The sequence below is a fragment of the Saccharothrix longispora genome, assembly GCF_030852425.1.
Taxonomy (GTDB): domain Bacteria; phylum Actinomycetota; class Actinomycetes; order Mycobacteriales; family Pseudonocardiaceae; genus Actinosynnema; species Actinosynnema longispora.
In genome coordinates this window covers 1-16,835 of record NZ_NSDM01000010.1, presented here as the reverse complement: position 1 = coordinate 16,835, position 16,835 = coordinate 1, and the positions used below count along the sequence as shown (strand labels likewise).

Here is a 16,835-nt window from a genome sequence, read left to right as displayed (position 1 = left end):
CCGGTCGGAGCAGCCATTGTCGCCAATAAGGGCCGAATGGCCGAAGAAGTCGACCCGGCGTGGATTCGCGCGCCACCTCGGCCGGGCGGTCGCGACGTGCGGCACGGACCGCCCGGGGGCGGGAGCAGTCCGCCGCGGCGGGCGGGCGGCTGTCGCGGCCGGGAGGGCTCGCGGCCGATCGCCCCGGACTCCGGCGCCGCGGGGTTCGTGATACCGCAGCGATAACGGATTCTGATCGGGGGAGGGAATGGTGGGCCGGACTAACGACTACGGAGGGACGTGGACATGTCGGTGGAGAGACCGGAGGGGTATCCGACTCGCGACGTGGTCACGGCGGTGGGGGTCGAGCACGTCCGTTTGAGTTACGAGTACCTCGATCGGCGTGACCTGGACGGGTACGGATCGTTGTTCGAGGTTCCGGCGGAGTCCCGGTCGGCCGAGGTGGACGCGTCCCACGTGCGGGCGGAGGACGGACCTCACCTGGTCGGCGAGGGCGACGGGGAGTGCTCGCACGTGCTGGAGCAGGTGTTCTGCTGCTCCGGGCGGGTGGTCGTGGTCGGGCGACTGGTGCGCGGGGAGCGGAACGTCGAATTCGTCGATCTGTTCACCCTCACGGAGCACGGCTTGTTGCGCTCGCGGAAGTCGTACTTCTTCGTCGAATCCGGCGTCGCGGGCATTTAGAGGGGGTGCCGGCGCGCGGTTTCGCCATTGGCCGGTCTGATCGGTGGGTGCGTTCCCGCGCAATGCGGGATACCGTCCGTTCGGGGATCTATGCAAGTGGAGCAGCCGATGGACTTAGGACCGGTCGCGCCGCGACCTGCCCCTGTGTACCGGGTGTTGGGGCCATTGCACGTCGCCGACGGCCCCGACCGGGTGAGCCGGGTGCCCCCCGGACGGCAGCAGGTGGTGCTCGGCGCCCTGCTGCTCGACGCGAACCGGGTGGTGGGCATCGACCACCTCATCGACGCGGTGTGGGACGACGCGCCGCCGGTCACCGCTCGTCGGCAGATCCAGATCTGCGTGTCGGCGCTGCGCGCGAACCTCACGTCGATCGGGCGCGGCGAGGCGATCGTGACCCGGCCGCCGGGGTACCTGCTGCGGGTCGCGGACGGCGAGTCGGACGTGCAGCTGTTCGCCGCCCTCACCGCCGAGGGCGAGGCCTTGGTCCGGTCCGGCGATCCCAGGGGCGGGCTCGCGCTGCTCCGCCAGGCGCTCGCGCTGTGGCGCGGACCGGCGTTGGGCGGCACGGCGGGCAGCCGGTTGACGGCCAAGGCCGCGAAACTGGAGGAAGACCGGATCGCGGTGCTGGAGACCTGCTTCGACCTGGAGCTCAACGCGGGGCGGCACCGGCAGGTCGTGGGTGAGATCAGCGCGTTGGTGGCGCAGCACCCGTTGCGGGAGCGGTTGCGGTCGCAGTTGATGCTGGCGCTGTACCGGTCCGGGCGGCAGGCCGAGGCGTTGGAGGCGTACCGGGCGACGCGCGAGCTGCTGGTCGACGAGCTGGGGTTGGAGCCCGGCGAGGACCTGCGCCGGTTGGAGGCGGCGATCCTCGCGGGCGATCCCTCGTTGGTGGTGGAGGCGGAGGGCGTCCCGGCGCGGCAGGGGCGGGAGCGGCAGGCTCCGACCGCCCCTCCCCCGGTCGAGACCGTCGTGCCGCTCCAGCTCCCCGCGGACATCGGCGAGTTCACCGGGCGGGCGGGGCTGGTCGCGCAGGCGCGGGAGTTGTTGGCGCAGGGTGGCCGGGCGACGCGGGTGGTGGCGCTGGTCGGCAAGCCGGGCATCGGCAAGAGCGCGGTGGCCGTGCACGTCGCGCACCTGCTGGTCGAGGAGCACTTCCCGGACGGCCAGCTGTACTGCGACCTGGGCGGCACGCGGGAGCACCCGGCGAACGCCGCGGACGTGCTGGGCCGGTTCCTGCGCGCGATGGGCATCCCGGGGACGTCCATCCCGGACGCCGAGGACGAGCGGGCCGAGATGTACCGGCAGCTGGTGGCGCGCAAGCGGATGCTGGTGGTGCTGGACGACGCGGCGACCGAGAGCCAGGTGCGGGCCCTGTTGCCGGGCAGCAGTTCGTGCTCGGTGGTCGTGACGAGCCGGACGCGGCTCACCGGCCTGCCGGGGGTGCGGGTGCTGGAGGTCGAGGTGCCCTCCCAGGACGAGGCCCTGGAGATGCTGGCCACGGTCGTCGGCCACGACCGGGTGGGCGCGGAACCGGCCGCCGCGGCGGCGTTGATCCGGTTGGTCGGCTCGCTGCCGCTGGCGCTGCGCATCGTCGCCGCCCGCCTGTCGGCCCGGCCGAGCTGGTCGCTGGCGTGGATGCTGGAGCGGTTGTCCGACGAGCGGCGGCGGCTCGACGAGCTGGCGCACGGTGACATGATGGTGCGCGCGAGCCTCGCCCTCACCTACGACGGGTTGCAGGTCGAGTCGCGCCGGCTGCTCCGGCTGCTCGGTGCGCTGGACGGGCTGAGCTTCCCGACGTGGGTCGCGGCGGCCCTGCTCGACGAGGACGTGTTCGTGGCGGCCGACCTGCTGGAGGGCCTGGTCGACGCGCAGATGCTGGAGATCGTGGCGGTCGACGCCACGGGCGGCCCGCGGTACAGGTTCCACGACCTCATCCGGTTGTTCTCGCGGGAGCAGCTGGAGCGCAACGAGGGCGAGGGGCCGCGCGCGGCGGCGGTGCGGCGCGTCGTCGGCGGTTGGCTGGCGCTGGCGGGTGAGGCGCACGTGCGCGTCTACGGTGGCGACTTCACGTCGTTGCACGGCGACGCGCCGCGCTGGCGTCCGTCGGCGTCCCACGTGGACAGGTTGCTGGCCGATCCGCTGCTGTGGCTGGAGGCCGAGCAGCAGAACCTGTGCTCCGCGGTCGAGACGAGCGCCGAGGAGGGGTTGCACGAGGCGTGCTGGGACCTGGCGGTGACGCTGGTGACGCTGTTCGAGGCGCGGTGCTACTTCGCCGACTGGGACCGGACGCACCAGCGGGCGCTGGCCGCGGTGCGGGCGGCGGGCAACAGCCGGGGCGAGGCGGCGCTGCTGTGCTCGTTGGCGTCGTTGCAGCTCTCGTGGTCTCGGGCGCGGGCGGCGCGCGACCTGGTGGAACCCGCGCTGCGGACGTTCGAGGCGCTGGCCGACGGGCAGGGCGTGGCGCTGGCCCGGCGCAACCTGGCGCTGGCGCACCACCGCCTCGGCGACCTGGACGCCGCCGCGCCGCTGTACCTGGCCGCGTTGGAGGGGTTCCACGCGTCCGGGGACCCGGTCGGGCAGGCGTGGGTGCTGACGCAGGTCGCGCAGATCGAGCTGGAGAGCGGGGAGCAGGAGTCGGCCGCCAACCGGTTGTACGAGGCGCTGGACATCTGCCGGCGGTTCGGCAACCACCGGGTGGAGGTGCAGGTCCGGTACCGGTTGAGCGACCTGATGATCCGGCAGGGTCGGCACGACGAGGCCGCGGAGGCGCTGACCGAACTGCTGGCGGGGGTGCGCGCGTCCGGCGACACGGTCGGTGAGGCGCGGGTGCTGCACAAGTTGGCGGTGGTGAGGGGCGCCCTGGGGGACGCGGGGGGCGCGGAAGCGCTGTTGCGCGAGGCGCTGGAGGTCCGGGAGCGGGCGATGGACCACGGCGGTGCGGCGGAGACGCGGGCCGAGCTGGCGGTCGTGCTGGCCGATCGTGGTGACCGGGCCGCGGCGGTGAGCCTGCTGGGCCGGGCGATCTCGACGTTCGCGGAGCGGAACATGGGTGCGGCGAGGCTGCGCGCGCAACAGGTCCTGGAGCGGATCAGGACCACCTGACCGGTCGACCGGCGGGGTCGCCGGGTCAGATCGCGGTCGGCCCCCACGGGGTGTCGTCGCCGGTCGGCCCCCAGGGGGTGTCGTCGTCGGCGGTGACCGCGGTCGGACCCCAGGGAGTGTCGTCGCCCGTCGGGCCCCACGGGGTGTCGTCGCCCGTCGGGCCCCACGGGGTGTCGTCGGCGGCGGTGACCGCGGCCGGGGCGGGGGCGGCGGCCGGGGCGGGGGCGGCGGTCGCGGCGGTCGCGGCGAAGACCGGCGCGAGGATGATCGCGGCGCTGACGGCGGTGGCGGCGAGGATGCGGTCGATGCGCATTGGGGGGCTCCCTGTTCCTGGTGGTCGGTGTTCCGGCCCGTGCTGCTGGAACCGACATTAGGAATGCGCGACATTGCCGAATTATCGCGCGGCGAACGCCCGCGAAACCGGTGCTTCGCGGGGCGCGCACCGCCGCGATAACGGCGCGATACCGGCGTGACGATGCTGGAGCGCAGACCACGAGGATTTCACCTCTGCGCAGGTCGAGGCGGGTTCACCGGAACACCGCCTGGAGGGCCGCACGACCTCATCGTCACGGAGTGGGCATGGACGGGAATTTGACGCACTGGCAATTCGGCGATCTCCTCAAGAAATACCGCATGAAGCAGGGGGCCACGCAGCGGCAATTGGCCGACCTGTCCACGGTCAGCGTCCGGGCGATCCGCGACCTGGAGGCGGGGCGGGCGAGCCGGCCGCGCCGCGACACGGTGCGGCTCATCGCCGAGGGGCTGCGGCTCAGCGGGCGGGAGCTGACCACGTTCGAGGCGGCGGCCATGCGGTCGCGCGGCGGTGTGGAGATCGACTTCGTGCCCGACCTGGCCGCCGTGCCGCCGCCCGCCGCGCTCGACGTGCTGGTCGGCCGGGACGCCGAGGTGTCGTCGTTGCTCGCGCTGCTCGGCGAGGGCGGTTCGCGGCTGGTGGCGGTGACCGGCCTGCCCGGTGTCGGCAAGACGCGCCTGGTCGTGGAGGTCGCGGGGCGGTTGCACGACTCGGGCGCGGCCCGCGTGCTGTGGGACGCGGCCACCGCGCAGGCCCCCGGCGGCGCCGCGGGCCGCCTGCGGCTGCTGGTTCACTCCGCGCTGGCCGTGGCGGAGGACGGCGAGGGCTGGGAGGCGCTGGCGACCCTCATCGGCGACCGGGAGGCGGTGCTGGTGCTCGACGGCCACGACCCCGCGTGGCCCGACCCGGACCGGGCGCTGGCGCTGGCGCACCGCTGCCGGCGGTTGCGGCTGCTGCGCACCACGCGTGGCTCCCACCCGATCCCCGGCGAGCGCGTCGTCGCGCTGGCCCCGCTGGCCCACGGGCACGCCGTGCGCCTGCTCGGCCGCCTCGCCGGTCACGGCGCGACCGGCGCGACCGGCGCCGCGCCGACCGCGCTGACCGAGGTGGCCGCACGCCTGGACGGGCTGCCCGGGGCGTTGGAGGCGGCGGCGTCCTGGCTGGTGGTGTACCGCCCGGACGAACTGCTGGACCTGGTGCGGGCCGATCCGCTGGGGGTCGTCGCGGACCGGCTGCCGGACCTGCGCGACGCCCTCCGGCGGGCGTTGTCGGGCGTGGACGGTGCGGCCGTGGGGGCGCTCGCGGCGGCGCGCGGCGACTGGTCGGTGGCGGACGCGGCCCGGCTGACGGGGATCGCACCGGTGGCGTGCGCGCGGCTGGTGCGGCACCTGCTGCTGCTCGGCCTCGTGCGCCCGGTCGGCGACGACCGGTTCCGCGTGCTGGCCCTCGCCGGCGCCCTAACTGCCTCCGTGCTGCCGGTCGGGCTGCCCCTCGACGCCGCGCGCGACTCCTAGTTTCGGCTTCCAAGACCGTTCCGCGAGCGAAGGAGTGCCATGGACCTGGTGGAAACCGACGTCGGGCTCGACATCGTGGTGACGAGCCTCGCGTCCGACGCCCACACCTGGAACCTCGTGTTCCTCCAGCTCGTGCTGGAGGAGATGGGACACCGGGTGCTGAACCTCGGCGCGTGCGTGCCCGACGGGCTGCTGGTGTCCGAGTGCGCCCGGCACGCGCCGGACCTGGTGGTCGTGAGCAGCGTCAACGGGCACGGCTTCCACGAGGCCAAGCGCGTCATCGGCCTGCTGCGCGCCGAACCCGGTCTCGCCGCGACGCCCGTGGTGGTCGGCGGCAAGCTGGGCATCGACGGTCCCGGCGGGCGGGAGCGCACCTCCGCCCTGGTCGGGGCCGGCTACGACGCGGTGTTCGAGGACGCCGGGAGCCTGGCCGCGTTCCGCGCCTTCCTCGACCGGCTGCCCGTCGGCGTGCGGTCATGAGCGACGGGTCGTTCGGCGGGTTCGTGGCGCGGGCCGCGGCGGAGGGCGAGCTGGTCGTCCAGCCACGCATGGGCCTGGGCGACCCGGCGGCCATGCGCGCCGGGCTGGCCGCGGTCCGCGGGTCCGGGGTGCGGGCGGTCGGCACGATCACCCTCGACAGCTTCACCCGCGTGGGCGACCACGACGCGGTGCGCGCCGCGCTGGCCGCCGGTGACGCCCTCAACGGCTACCCGATCGTCGCCTACCCGCCGGGGACCACCCGGGAGGTGCTGCGCGGCCTGGCAGGCGACGCGTTCCCGGTGCAGGTGCGGCACGGCTCGGCCCGGCCGCAGGACATCGTCGTGGCGCTGCTGGAGGCGGGGCTGCACGCGACCGAGGGCGGTCCCCTGTCGTACTGCCTGCCCTACAGCCGGGTGCCGGTGGCCGAGGCGGTGCGGGCGTGGGCCGAGTCGTGCCTGCTGCTCGCCGAGCTGCGGGACCGCGGCGGCGAGCCGCACCTGGAGTCGTTCGGCGGCTGCATGATGGGCCAGTTGTGCCCGCCGGGGCTGCTGGTGGCGATCAGCGTGCTGGAGGGCGTGTTCTTCCGCCGGCACGGCCTGGGCAGCATGTCCCTGAGCTACGCCCAGCAGACCCACCCCGGACAGGACGCGGAGGCGGTGCGGGCGTTGCGGGTGCTCGCCGCCGAGCACCTGTCCGACGTGGACTGGCACGTCGTGCTCTACACCTACATGGGGGTCTTCCCCCGCACCCGGCGCGGCGCGTCGGCGCTGCTGGAGCAGGCCGCCGAGCTGGCCGTGCGCACCGGCGCGGAACGCCTGATCGTCAAGACCACCGCGGAGGCGCACCGCATCCCCACGGTCGCGGAGAACGTGGCGGCGCTGCGCGCGGCGAGCGCCGCGGCGGCCCGCGCGGAACCCGGCGGGCCGGTGGAGGACACCGGGGTGCTCGCCGAGGCCCGCGCGATCGTGGAGGCCGTGCTGGACCTCGCCCCCGATCCCGGCGTGGCGCTGGTCCGCGCCGTCGAGCGCGGCTACCTGGACGTGCCGTACTGCCTGCACCCGGACAACGCCGGCCGCACCAGGGCGGTCGTCGACCGCACCGGGCGGTTGCGCTGGTCCCGCACCGGCTCGCTGCCGCTGGCCGGGCTCGTGGAGGCGACCACGGGCGCGGAGATCACCTCGACCGAGCTGCTGCGCTCGCTGTCGCACGTCGAGCGGACGTTCGACGACGCCGCCCTGGACCGGGTCGGCGCCCACCCGGTCGGCTCCGGCTGACCACCACCGCCCCACCGCACACCGCCAGCCCCCACACCGAAGGAGCCAGAGCGACATGGACCCCATCAGCGCCGACGCGGCGACCCCGTTGCCGGCGAGCCCCCGCGAGCACCTGTCGTCACCCACGACCCGCGCGGTCCTGCGGCTCCAGCACACCGTGTTGGACGCGGCCCGGGAACACCTGGGCTCGGCGGGCTTCACCGAGATGCTGCCGCCGATCATCGGTCCCGTCACCGACCCGGGCGCGCGCGGCGCCAAGCAGGTCGACGTCGACTTCTACGGCCACCGGTACAAGCTGATGACCAGCGCGATCCTCTACAAGCAGGCGTCGCTGACCGCGTTCGACCGGATCTTCTGCATCGCGCCGAACGTGCGGCTCGAACCGCTGGAGACCAGTTCGACCAGCCGCCACCTCGCCGAGTTCCACCAGATCGACGTGGAGGTCGCGGGCGCGTCCCGCGACGACGCGATGGCGGTGGCCGAGGGGCTGGTCACGCACGTCGTGCGGCGCGTCGTCGAGCGGTCGGCCGGGGAGCTGGAGGTCCTCGGCCGCGACCCCGACGCGTTCGCCGACCTGCTGTCCGACGAGCCGTTCGAGCGGCGCACGCACATCTCGGCCGTCACCGACCTGCACGCGCTCGGGCACGACCAGAACCCCGACGCCGAGATCGACTGGGCGGGCGAGGCGGTGCTGTCGGCGAAGTCCAGCAGGCCGTTCTTCCTCACCGACTACCCGAAGGGCTCGCGCGGCTTCTACGACAAGGAGAACCCGGCCCGGCCGGGGCGGCTGCTGAACTTCGACCTGCTGGCCCCCGAGGGGTACGGCGAGCTGTGCAGCGGCAGCGAGCGGGAGCACGAGTACGGCACGATCATCGCCCGGATGCGGGAGACCGGCGAGAACCCCGCCAAGTACGGCTGGTACCTGAAGATGGTGCGCGAGGGCATCCCGGGCAGCGCGGGCTTCGGCATCGGCCTGGAGCGGCTGGTCCGGTACATCGCGGGCCTGGACTCGGTGTGGCAGGCCAGCGCCTACCCCAAGCTGCCCGGGGTGGTGTCGCCGTGAGCGGGCTGAGCGCGGGGTCGTTCCCGGAGGCGGCGGTGCGCGAGCGGGCCCGGCGCGGCACGGGCGCGGCGTTCCCGGCGCTGGAGGACTACGGACGGGTGCTGTTCGGCGCGCCCGAGGCCGGGCCCCCGGGCGACGAGCTGGACGCGGCGCGGCTCGTGCCGCCGGTGTTCGTGCCGGAACGCCTGGAGAAGCTGATCGACCTGGCCCGCGAGCCGCTGCACGGCGACGTGGACCTGGGCGCGGAGGTCGGCGGCTTCGCGTCGCCGCTGCCGCTGTACCTGTCGGCGTTCGGGTCCACCCAGGTGGCCAGCGCCGACCTGGGCCGGGCGGCGAGCGCGCAGGCCGGCGCGCTGGGCGTGCCGATGGTGGTGGGCGAGAACGTCGTCCCCGTCAACGGCTACGGCCGGCTCTCCGGCGGTGGTGGGAAGTCGCTGCTGGGGCGCATCGAGGCGTACGCGGAGGCCGTGCCCGACGGGCTGGGCGGCGTGGTCGTGCAGCAGAGCACGGAGGACGCCGACGCCGAGGTGTGGAACCTCGTCTACAGCGACCCGTCGGCGCTGCCCCTGCTGGAGTCGGGGCGGCTCGGGTTCGAGCTGAAGGTGGGCCAGGGCGCGAAACCCGGCCTGGGCGGCCTGACCGTGGTGGGCGCGGCGGACGCCGACCGGTTGTCCGAGCAGTTCGCCCTGGAACCCGTGTTCGGCGCGGGGACCGGGCGGGTGCTGCGCTGCGCGAGCCCCGGCACGTTCACCGAGGAGATCCTGCGCCAGCAGATCCGCTTGATGCGCAACAACTTCCCGCGCGCCCGCGTGTGGGTGAAGCTGCCCCCGGGCCGGGACGTCGCGCTCGCGGCCGCGGTGGCGTGGGAGGCGGGCGCGGACGCGGTGACCGTGGACGGCGCGGAGGGCGGCAGCGGCTGGGCGCCCACGTCGTTCCTGTCGGGCGTCGGCCTGCCGCTCGCCGAGTGCCTTCGCCGCATCGGCGGCCCCACCGGCTGCCTGCTGGTGTCCGGTCGCGTGTGGGAGGGCCTGCGCGCGGCGAAGTGCCTCGCGGCCGGCGCCCGCGCGACCGGGTTGGGGCGGGCGGCGCTGATCGCCGTGGACGAGGACCCGGTGGCCGGGCTGACCCGGCTGGTGGAGTGCCTGGCGCTGGAGCTGCGGCTCATCGCCGGTGCCCTGGGCAAGTACCACGCGGCGGCCCTGTCCCCCGACGACCTGTGGTCGCCCACCGGCTGGGCCGTCCCCGCGCGCACCCCCGTCGGGGCGGTGGCGCGGTGACCGCCCCCGCCCGGCTCCGGCGCGGTCCGCTGTCGACGTCCTACCTGGCGTTCGTGTCCGCCACCGGTCTGTCCTCGCTGGGCGACGCCGCGTGGATGCTCGCCCTCACCACCACGCTCGTCGGCGTGGCCAGCGCGACCACCGCCGGCCTCCTGCTGGCGCTGGCCGGCGTGCCGCGGGTGATCGCGCTGCTCGGCGGCGGGGTCGCGGCCGACCGGTACGGGCCGGTGCGGGTGATGGTGTGGACGGACCTGCTGCGCTGCGCGGTGATGGTCGTCGCGGCGGGCGTCGTGCTGGCGGTCGAGCCGACGGCGGGCGTGCTGGCGGCGGTGGCCGCGGCGATGACGGTGCTGGGCGCGTTCTTCGTGCCCGCGTCGGGCGCGCTGCGGCCGTTGCTGCTGCCGGAGGAGCACCTGGTGCGCGGCAACGCGCTGTACCTGATCGGGCTGCGCGCCGGTCAGGCCGCGGGTGGTCCGGTCGGTGCGGCGCTGCTGGGCCTGGGCGGGGTGGTGGCGGTGGCGGTGGCCAACGCCGCGAGTTTCCTGGTGTCGGCGGCGGCCGTCGCGCGCAGTCGGCCGGAGGTCCCCGGGCCCGTCCCGGTCCCGCGCGACCGCGTGTCGGTGCGCGAGGGGATCGCGGGAGGGCTGCGGCACGTCGCCGGGGACCGCGCGCTGCGCGGCCTCGTCCTGGTGGTGGGGTTGTTGGAGCTGTCCGCGGCGGGCCCGGTGAACATCGGGCTCGTGCTGCTGGCCCACTCCACCGGCGCGGGCGACGTGGGGGCCGGTCTCCTGCTCACCGCGTTCACGCTGGGCGCGGCGCTGGCGTTCGTCCTCACCCTGGTGCGCCCGGTGGGTCGCCGCGCGGGTCCCGTGCTCGTGCTGGGCGCGTGCGCGCAGGCGGTGGTGCTGTCCTCGCTGGGCGTGCTGGGCGCACTGCCCGCGCTCCTCGCCGGCTACGGCGTGCTCGGCCTGGCCGGCGCGCTGTGCGGGGTGGTCCTGGTGTCCCTGGTCCAACGCCGCACACCCGCCCCGGTGCGCGGCCGGGTCATGTCGATCATGTCGTTGGTGGTGTTCGGCGCGCCCCTGCTGGGCAACGCCGTCATCGGGATCTCCGTCGACGCGCTCGGCCTGACCACCACGATGGTGCTGCACGGCCTCTCGGCCGTCGCGGCGGTGTGCGTGTACGCGTCCTCACCTGCCCTGAGGGGAGCCCGCCTTGACTGAGACGACCGCGGCGGAGTGGCCGTCGTTGACCGACCTGCGCTCGCGCCTGACCGGGGGTCTGCTGACCGCGGCCGACCTGCTGTCGGCGTGCCTGCGCCGGATCGAGGAGGTCGACCCGCTGGTGCGGGCGGTCCTGGCGCTCGACCCGACGGCGCGTGAGCAGGCGCGTGAGAGCGACCGGAGGATCGCCGCCGGGCTGGCCCGCCCGCTGGAGGGCGTCCCCGTGCTGCTGAAGGACAACATCGGCACGGCGGGCTTGGCGACCACCGCCGGGTCGCGCCTGCTGGCCGGCACGCCACCCCGGGACGACGCGGACGTGGTGGTCCGGTTGCGGCGGACCGGCGCGGTGGTGCTGGGCAAGGCGAACATGTCGGAGTGGGGCAACTTCCGCTCCACCGGCGCGGTCGAGGGCTGGTCGGCGGTCGGCGGTCAGACCCGCAACCCGCACGTGCTCGACCACAGCCCGGGCGGGTCGTCGTCCGGGTCCGCGGTGGCGGTGGCGGCGGGCATGGCGCCGTTGGCGCTGGGCACGGAGACCGACGGTTCGGTCGTCGTGCCCGCCGCGCTGAACGGGGTGGTGGGCGTGAAGCCCGCCCTGGGCCTGCTGCCGGGACGCGGGATCGTGCCCGTGTCGCGCGTGCAGGACGCGGTGGGCGTGCTGGCGCCGAGCGTCGCCGACGCGGCGGCGTGCCTCGCGGCGCTGGCCGGCGGACCCGCGGTGCGCCCCGCGCCGGCGCGGGGGCTGCGGCTCGGCCTGTGGCACGGGCGGCGGATGCCCGGGACCGTGCTCGCCGAGGTGGAGCGCGTCGCCGGGCTGCTGCGGGCCGCCGGGGCCGTCGTGGTGCCGGTCGAACTGCCCTGGGAGGCCCCGCCGCTGATCGCCGGGATGGAGGCGCTGATGGCGGAGTTCCGGGTCGGCCTCGACGGGTACCTGGCGGCGCGCGGCGGACCGGTGACCTCGCTCGCCGACGTGCTCGCGGGCAACCGGGACGACCCCGTCGAGCTGGAGCTGTTCGGCCAGGAGCTGCTGGAGCAGGCCGCCGGGGTCACCGACGAGCAGATCGCGGGCGCGGCGGCGAACCGCGCCCGGGCGCGGTGGTGGGCGCAGGACGCCATCGCCGCGGTGCTGGCGGAGCACTCGCTGGCGGGGATCGTCGCGCCGACGAGCGAACCGGCGTGGCGGCTCTCCGACGACGGCGACCCGCCGACCCGCAACACCTCCACGATCCCGGCGATGGCCGGCGTGCCGAACGTGACGGTGCCGGCGGGGTTCCTGGGCGACCTGCCGTTCGGGGTGTCGGTGTTCGGTCCCCGCGACACGTTCGTCGCCCTGGGCCTCGCCGCGACGGTGGAGGAGGTGTGCGGGGACCGCAGGGCTCCCCGCTTCCCAGGGGCGTGACAGGCCGGTCCCGGACGGGGCCGGGTCGGCACGACGGGTCTTCCCGGTCGTGTACCGACCCGGCCCCGTCGCCGTTCCCGGGAGCGGGCGGCTCCCCGGGGCGGATCTGCCGCCCAACTGCCTCCCGCACTGCCGGAACCGCGGCCCCGCCGCCCCTAGCGTTCCCGGTACACGAACCCGTTGTCCCGCAACGAGAAGGAGCCCACGATGACGAACCCCTTCGACAACCAGGACGGCGAGTTCCTCGTCCTCGTGAACGACGAGGGCCAGCACTCCCTGTGGCCCGGCGACATCGCCGTCCCCGCCGGCTGGGAGGTCACCCACGGGCCCGCCGGCCGCGCCGACTGCCTGGAGCACGTCGAGGCCACCTGGACCGACCTGCGCCCGGCGAGCCTCGCCGCCCTGCGCGGCTGAACCGACGACACGCGACGACGGACGACTGGGGAGCTGGTTAGCGGTGACCACGACACACCCGATCGACACGGCCCTCCCGGCCGTGCACGAGCTGTTCGCCCGCCAGGCCGGGCGGGCCCCCGACGCCACGGCACTGGTGAGCGGGCAGGTCCGGGTGACCTACGGCGCGCTCGACGTCCGGGCCAACCGGCTCGCGCACCACCTGGTGGGCCTGGGGGTGCGACCGGGCGACGTCGTCGGCGTGCGCCTGCCGCGCGGGGTGGACCTGGTCGTCGCGGTCCTCGCCGCGCTGAAGGCGGGCGCGGCCTACACGGTCCTCGACCCGCGCTTCCCCGCCGCCCGGCTGATCTCGGTGTGCGACCGGGCCGACGTCGCGGTGGTCGTCACGGCGGACGACGCGCTCGCCGGCGGCCGCACCGCCGTGGACCCGGCCGCGCCCGGGATCGCCGGGCGCCCCGCCACCGCGCCGGCCGTCACCACCTCGCCGGAGGACGTCGCGTGCGTCATGTTCACCTCCGGCTCCACCGGTGAGCCCAAGGGCGTCGTGGCGCCGCACCGGGCCCTCGTCGGCACCCTGACCGGCCAGGGCTACGCCCGCTTCACGGCGGACGAGGTGTGGCTCCAGTGCTCCCCCGTCTCCTGGGACGCGTTCGCCCTGGAGCTGTTCGGCCCCCTGCTGCACGGCGCGACGTGCGTGCTCCAGGACGGCGAGGCGCCCGACCCGTCGCTGATCGCCGACCTCGTCGCCGAGCACCGGGTCACGACCGCGCACTTCTCGGCCAGCCTGCTGAACTTCCTGCTCGACGAGCACCCCGGCGCGTTCGCGGGGCTGCGGGTGCTGATGACGGGCGGCGAGGCCGCGTCGACCCGGCACGTGGCCACCCTGCTGGACCTGCGCCCCGACCTGCGGCTGGTCAACGGCTACTCGCCCGTCGAGAACATGATCTTCACCCTGTGCCACGACGTCACCCGCGACGACGCGCGCCGCACGTCCGTGCCGGTCGGCCGGCAGCTGGCCGGCAAGACCGCCGTCGTCCTCGGCCCGGACCTGCGCCCCGTCGCGGACGGCGCGACCGGCGAGATCTACATGAGCGGCGTCGGCCTGGCGCACGGCTACCTCAAGCAGCCGGGGACGACCGCGCAGCGCTTCGTGGCCGACCCCTCGACGCCCGGCGCGCGGATGTACCGCACGGGCGACCTGGGCAGGGTGCGCGAGGACGGCGCGGTGGAGTTCCTGGGCCGTGCCGACGAACAGGTCAAGATCCGGGGCTTCCGGGTGGAGCCCGGCGAGGTCCGGGCCGCGCTGACCGGTCACCCGGCGGTGCGGCAGGCCGCGGTCGTGGTCCGCGAGGACCGGCCCGGCGACAAGCGCCTGGTCGCCTACGCGGTGACCGACGGCTCCGCCGGCGCGCGGGAACTGCGCGCCCACGTCGCCGACCTGCTGCCGGAGCACCTGGTCCCCTCCGCCGTCGTCCTGCTCGACGCGCTGCCCCGCACCGCGACCGGCAAGCTGGACCGCGCCGCGCTCCCCGCGCCGTCCGCCGCCACCTCCTCGGAGGCGCCGCGCACCGCCCACGAGGAGGTGCTGTGCGGCCTGTTCGCGGACGTGCTGGGCCTGCCCGAGGTCGGCGCGCTGGACGACTTCCTCGACCTGGGCGGGCACTCGCTGCTGGTCGCGACCCTGGTGAGCAGGGTCCGCGCCGCGCTCGGCGTGGAGCTGCGCATCGCCGACGTGTTCGCCGCCCGCACACCCAGGGCGCTGGCGACGGCGCTGCCGTCCGCCGCCGCGGCACGCCCCCGGGTGGTCGCGACCGCCCGGCCCGACGTCCTCCCGCTGTCGTTCGCCCAGTCCCGGCTGTGGTTCCTCGACCAGGTCGAGGGCGGTGCGACGTACACGATCCCGGTGACCGTGCGGCTGCGCGGCGACCTGCGCCCGGACGCCCTGCGCGCCGCCGTGGGCGACGTGGTGGCGCGGCACGAGCCGCTGCGCACCGTGTTCCCGACCGTGGACGGCTCCCCCGTCCAGCGGGTCCTCGACACCGCCGCGCCGAGCTGGGCCGAACACGCGTGCGCCGACCCGGACGCGCTGGTGCGGGTCCTGGCGGCGGAGCCGTTCGACCTCGCCGCCGAACCGCCGCTGCGCGCCCACCTGCTGCGCCTCGCCGACGACGACCACGTGCTGCTGCTGGTGCTGCACCACATCGCGGGCGACGGCTGGTCGACCGCGCCGCTGCTGCGCGACCTGGCCGCCGCCTACCGGGCCCGCCTGGCCGGCGACGCGCCCGACTGGCCCGCGCTGCCGGTGCGGTACGCGGACCACGCGCTGTGGGAGCGGGCGGTGGGCACGCCCGACGCCGGGTTCTGGCGCACCACCCTCGCGGGCCTGCCGGAGGAGTCGTCCCCGCCCGCCGACCGACCCCGCCGCACCGTCCGGGGCGCGCACGGCGACACCGTCCCGCTGGCGCTGGCCGCGGGTCCGCACGCCGCGCTGAAGGCCCTCGCCGGGCGGACCGGCAGCACCGTGTTCATGGTGCTGCACGCCGCCGTGGCCACCCTGCTCACCCGGCTGGGCGCGGGCACGGACCTGGCGATCGGCACGCCCGTGGCGGGCCGTCCGGACGAGGCGCTCGACGAGCTGGTCGGGTTCTTCGTCAACACCCTCGTGCTGCGCACCGACACCTCCGGCGACCCCACGTTCGCCGAACTGCTGGACCGGGTCCGCGAGGCCGACCTCGCCGCCTACGACCACCAGGACGTGCCCTTCGAGCAGGTCGTGGAGGAGCTGAACCCGCCGCGCTCGCTGTCGCGGCACCCGCTGTTCCAGGTCATGCTGGTCCTCCAGAACACGCCACCGGCGGCGGCCGACTTCGCCGGGCTGCACGCGGAGCACCGGGTCGTGGACCTGGACGTGGCGAAGTTCGACCTCACCCTCGACCTCACCGAGACCCGCGACCACGGCCTCACCGGCACGCTCAAGTACGCGACCGACCTGTTCGACCGCGCCACCGCCGAGCGCTTCGCCGCGGCGCTCACCCGCCTGCTCACGGCCGTGGTCGCGGCCCCCGGCACGCCGATCACCGCCGTGGACCTGCTGGACGCGGAGGACCGCGCCCTCCTGCTGACGACCTGGAACGGCGCCCCGGCGCGGGGCGACGACCGGCCGGCGCACGTCGTGTTCGCCGAGCGGGCCCGGCGCACCCCGGACGCGGTCGCCCTGGTCTCGGGCGGCGACGGCGTCACCTACGCCGAGCTGGACGCGGCGGCGAACCGCCTGGCGCACCACCTGGTCGACGCCGGGGTGGCCCCCGGTGACGTCGTCGGCGTGCTGCTGGACCGCGACCGGACGCTGGTCGCAGCCGTGCTGGCGGTGCTCAAGGCCGGCGCGGCGTACACCGTGCTGGACCCGGGGTTCCCGGCCGGCCGGCTCGCCGCGGTGGCGCGCCGCGCGGGCCTGCGGCACCTGGTGTCCTCGGCGGGTTCCGGCCTGCCGGGCGTGACGACCCTGGACGTGGCCGGCGCGGCCTCCCGCCCCGCCACCGCACCGGACGTCGTGGTGCACCCGGACGACCTGGCGTGCGTCATGTTCACGTCGGGCTCCACGGGCGAGCCGAAGGGCGTGCTGTCCACCCACCGGGCGCTGGTGGGCACCCTCACCGGGCAGGACTACGTCGACTTCGCGGCCGACGACGTGTGGTTGCAGTGCTCCCCCGTCTCCTGGGACGCCTTCGCGCTGGAGCTGTTCGGCCCGTTGCTGCACGGTGCGACGTGCGTCCTCCAGGACGGGCACGTCACCGACCCCGCCGCCATCGCCGACCTGCTCACCCGGCACGGTGTGACCACGGCGCACTTCTCCGCGAGCCTGCTCAACCACCTGCTCGACGAGCACCCCGACGCCCTGCGCGGCCTGCGGCAGCTGATGACCGGCGGCGAACCGGCCTCCGTCGCCCACCTCGGTCGCCTGCTGGCCGACCGGCCGGACCTGCGGCTGGTCAACGGGTACTCGCCCGTCGAGAACATGATCTTCACCCTGTGCCACCACGTCCGGCCCGAGGACACCGCGCGGGCCACCATCCCCGTCGGCTCGCCGATCGCGGG

The 16,835-nt window shown here is 75.5% G+C and carries 12 protein-coding genes; 11 read left to right on the top strand and 1 reads right to left on the bottom strand.

Going from position 1 to position 16,835, the window contains the following annotated elements; translation table 11 throughout:
• Positions 1–405 precede the first annotated feature (405 nt).
• Both CKY47_RS22350 and CKY47_RS22345 read left to right on the top strand, forming a co-directional pair.
• Complete coding sequence (locus CKY47_RS22350; protein ID WP_306747910.1) at positions 406–681, top strand: hypothetical protein; 276 nt, start codon at positions 406–408, stop codon at positions 679–681.
• Between the two features lie 201 nt (positions 682–882).
• Positions 883–3,783: an AfsR/SARP family transcriptional regulator gene (locus CKY47_RS22345; RefSeq protein ID WP_306747909.1), complete on the top strand. Its 2,901-nt coding sequence runs from the start codon at positions 883–885 to the stop codon at positions 3,781–3,783.
• 25 nt (positions 3,784–3,808) lie between these two features.
• On the opposite strand, the gene CKY47_RS22340 is transcribed toward CKY47_RS22345, so the two are convergent.
• Complete coding sequence (locus tag CKY47_RS22340) at positions 3,809–4,096, bottom strand: hypothetical protein (protein WP_306747908.1); 288 nt, start codon at positions 4,094–4,096, stop codon at positions 3,809–3,811.
• A gap of 266 nt (positions 4,097–4,362) precedes the next feature.
• Here CKY47_RS22340 and CKY47_RS22335 point away from each other — a divergent pair, with 266 nt between their 5' ends.
• From CKY47_RS22335 to CKY47_RS22295, 9 genes are all read left to right on the top strand, one after another.
• The gene (locus tag CKY47_RS22335; protein ID WP_306747907.1) at positions 4,363–5,610 is read left to right on the top strand and encodes a helix-turn-helix domain-containing protein; all 1,248 of its coding nucleotides are present in this window, start codon (positions 4,363–4,365) and stop codon (positions 5,608–5,610) included.
• 39 nt (positions 5,611–5,649) lie between these two features.
• Positions 5,650–6,090 carry a cobalamin B12-binding domain-containing protein gene (locus tag CKY47_RS22330; protein ID WP_306747905.1) on the top strand — a complete coding sequence of 147 codons (441 nt, stop codon included), beginning with the start codon at positions 5,650–5,652 and terminating at the stop codon, positions 6,088–6,090.
• On the top strand, positions 6,087–7,364 hold the full coding sequence (locus tag CKY47_RS22325; protein WP_306747904.1) for a methylaspartate mutase: 1,278 nt from the start codon (positions 6,087–6,089) through the stop codon (positions 7,362–7,364). Before CKY47_RS22330 ends, CKY47_RS22325 begins: the two co-directional genes overlap by 4 nt.
• 55 nt (positions 7,365–7,419) lie before the next feature.
• Complete coding sequence (locus tag CKY47_RS22320) at positions 7,420–8,427, top strand: asparagine synthetase A (protein ID WP_306747903.1); 1,008 nt, start codon at positions 7,420–7,422, stop codon at positions 8,425–8,427.
• Positions 8,424–9,704 carry a glutamate synthase-related protein gene (locus tag CKY47_RS22315; RefSeq protein WP_306747902.1) on the top strand — a complete coding sequence of 427 codons (1,281 nt, stop codon included), beginning with the start codon at positions 8,424–8,426 and terminating at the stop codon, positions 9,702–9,704. Before CKY47_RS22320 ends, CKY47_RS22315 begins: the two co-directional genes overlap by 4 nt.
• Positions 9,701–10,927, top strand: a complete 1,227-nt coding sequence (locus CKY47_RS22310) for an MFS transporter (RefSeq protein ID WP_306747901.1) — start codon at positions 9,701–9,703, stop codon at positions 10,925–10,927. Before CKY47_RS22315 ends, CKY47_RS22310 begins: the two co-directional genes overlap by 4 nt.
• Entirely contained in the window at positions 10,920–12,326 is a 1,407-nt protein-coding gene (locus CKY47_RS22305; RefSeq protein WP_306747900.1) for an amidase family protein, read from the top strand. Before CKY47_RS22310 ends, CKY47_RS22305 begins: the two co-directional genes overlap by 8 nt.
• A gap of 207 nt (positions 12,327–12,533) precedes the next feature.
• A complete protein-coding gene (locus CKY47_RS22300) occupies positions 12,534–12,740 on the top strand; it encodes an MbtH family protein (protein WP_306747899.1) in 207 nt (68 codons plus the stop codon).
• A gap of 43 nt (positions 12,741–12,783) precedes the next feature.
• A partial coding sequence (locus CKY47_RS22295; RefSeq protein ID WP_306747898.1) for a non-ribosomal peptide synthetase occupies positions 12,784–16,835 on the top strand: 4,052 nt, incomplete at its 3' end.

Coding starts and splice junctions, on each gene's coding strand:
- CKY47_RS22325 (WP_306747904.1), top strand. CDS start 6,087: ATGAGCGACGGGTCGTTCGGCGGGTTCGTGGCGCGGGCCGCGGCGGAG.
- CKY47_RS22335 (WP_306747907.1), top strand. CDS start 4,363: ATGGACGGGAATTTGACGCACTGGCAATTCGGCGATCTCCTCAAGAAA.
- CKY47_RS22320 (WP_306747903.1), top strand. CDS start 7,420: ATGGACCCCATCAGCGCCGACGCGGCGACCCCGTTGCCGGCGAGCCCC.
- CKY47_RS22300 (WP_306747899.1), top strand. CDS start 12,534: ATGACGAACCCCTTCGACAACCAGGACGGCGAGTTCCTCGTCCTCGTG.
- CKY47_RS22330 (WP_306747905.1), top strand. CDS start 5,650: ATGGACCTGGTGGAAACCGACGTCGGGCTCGACATCGTGGTGACGAGC.
- CKY47_RS22340 (WP_306747908.1), bottom strand. CDS start 4,096: ATGCGCATCGACCGCATCCTCGCCGCCACCGCCGTCAGCGCCGCGATC.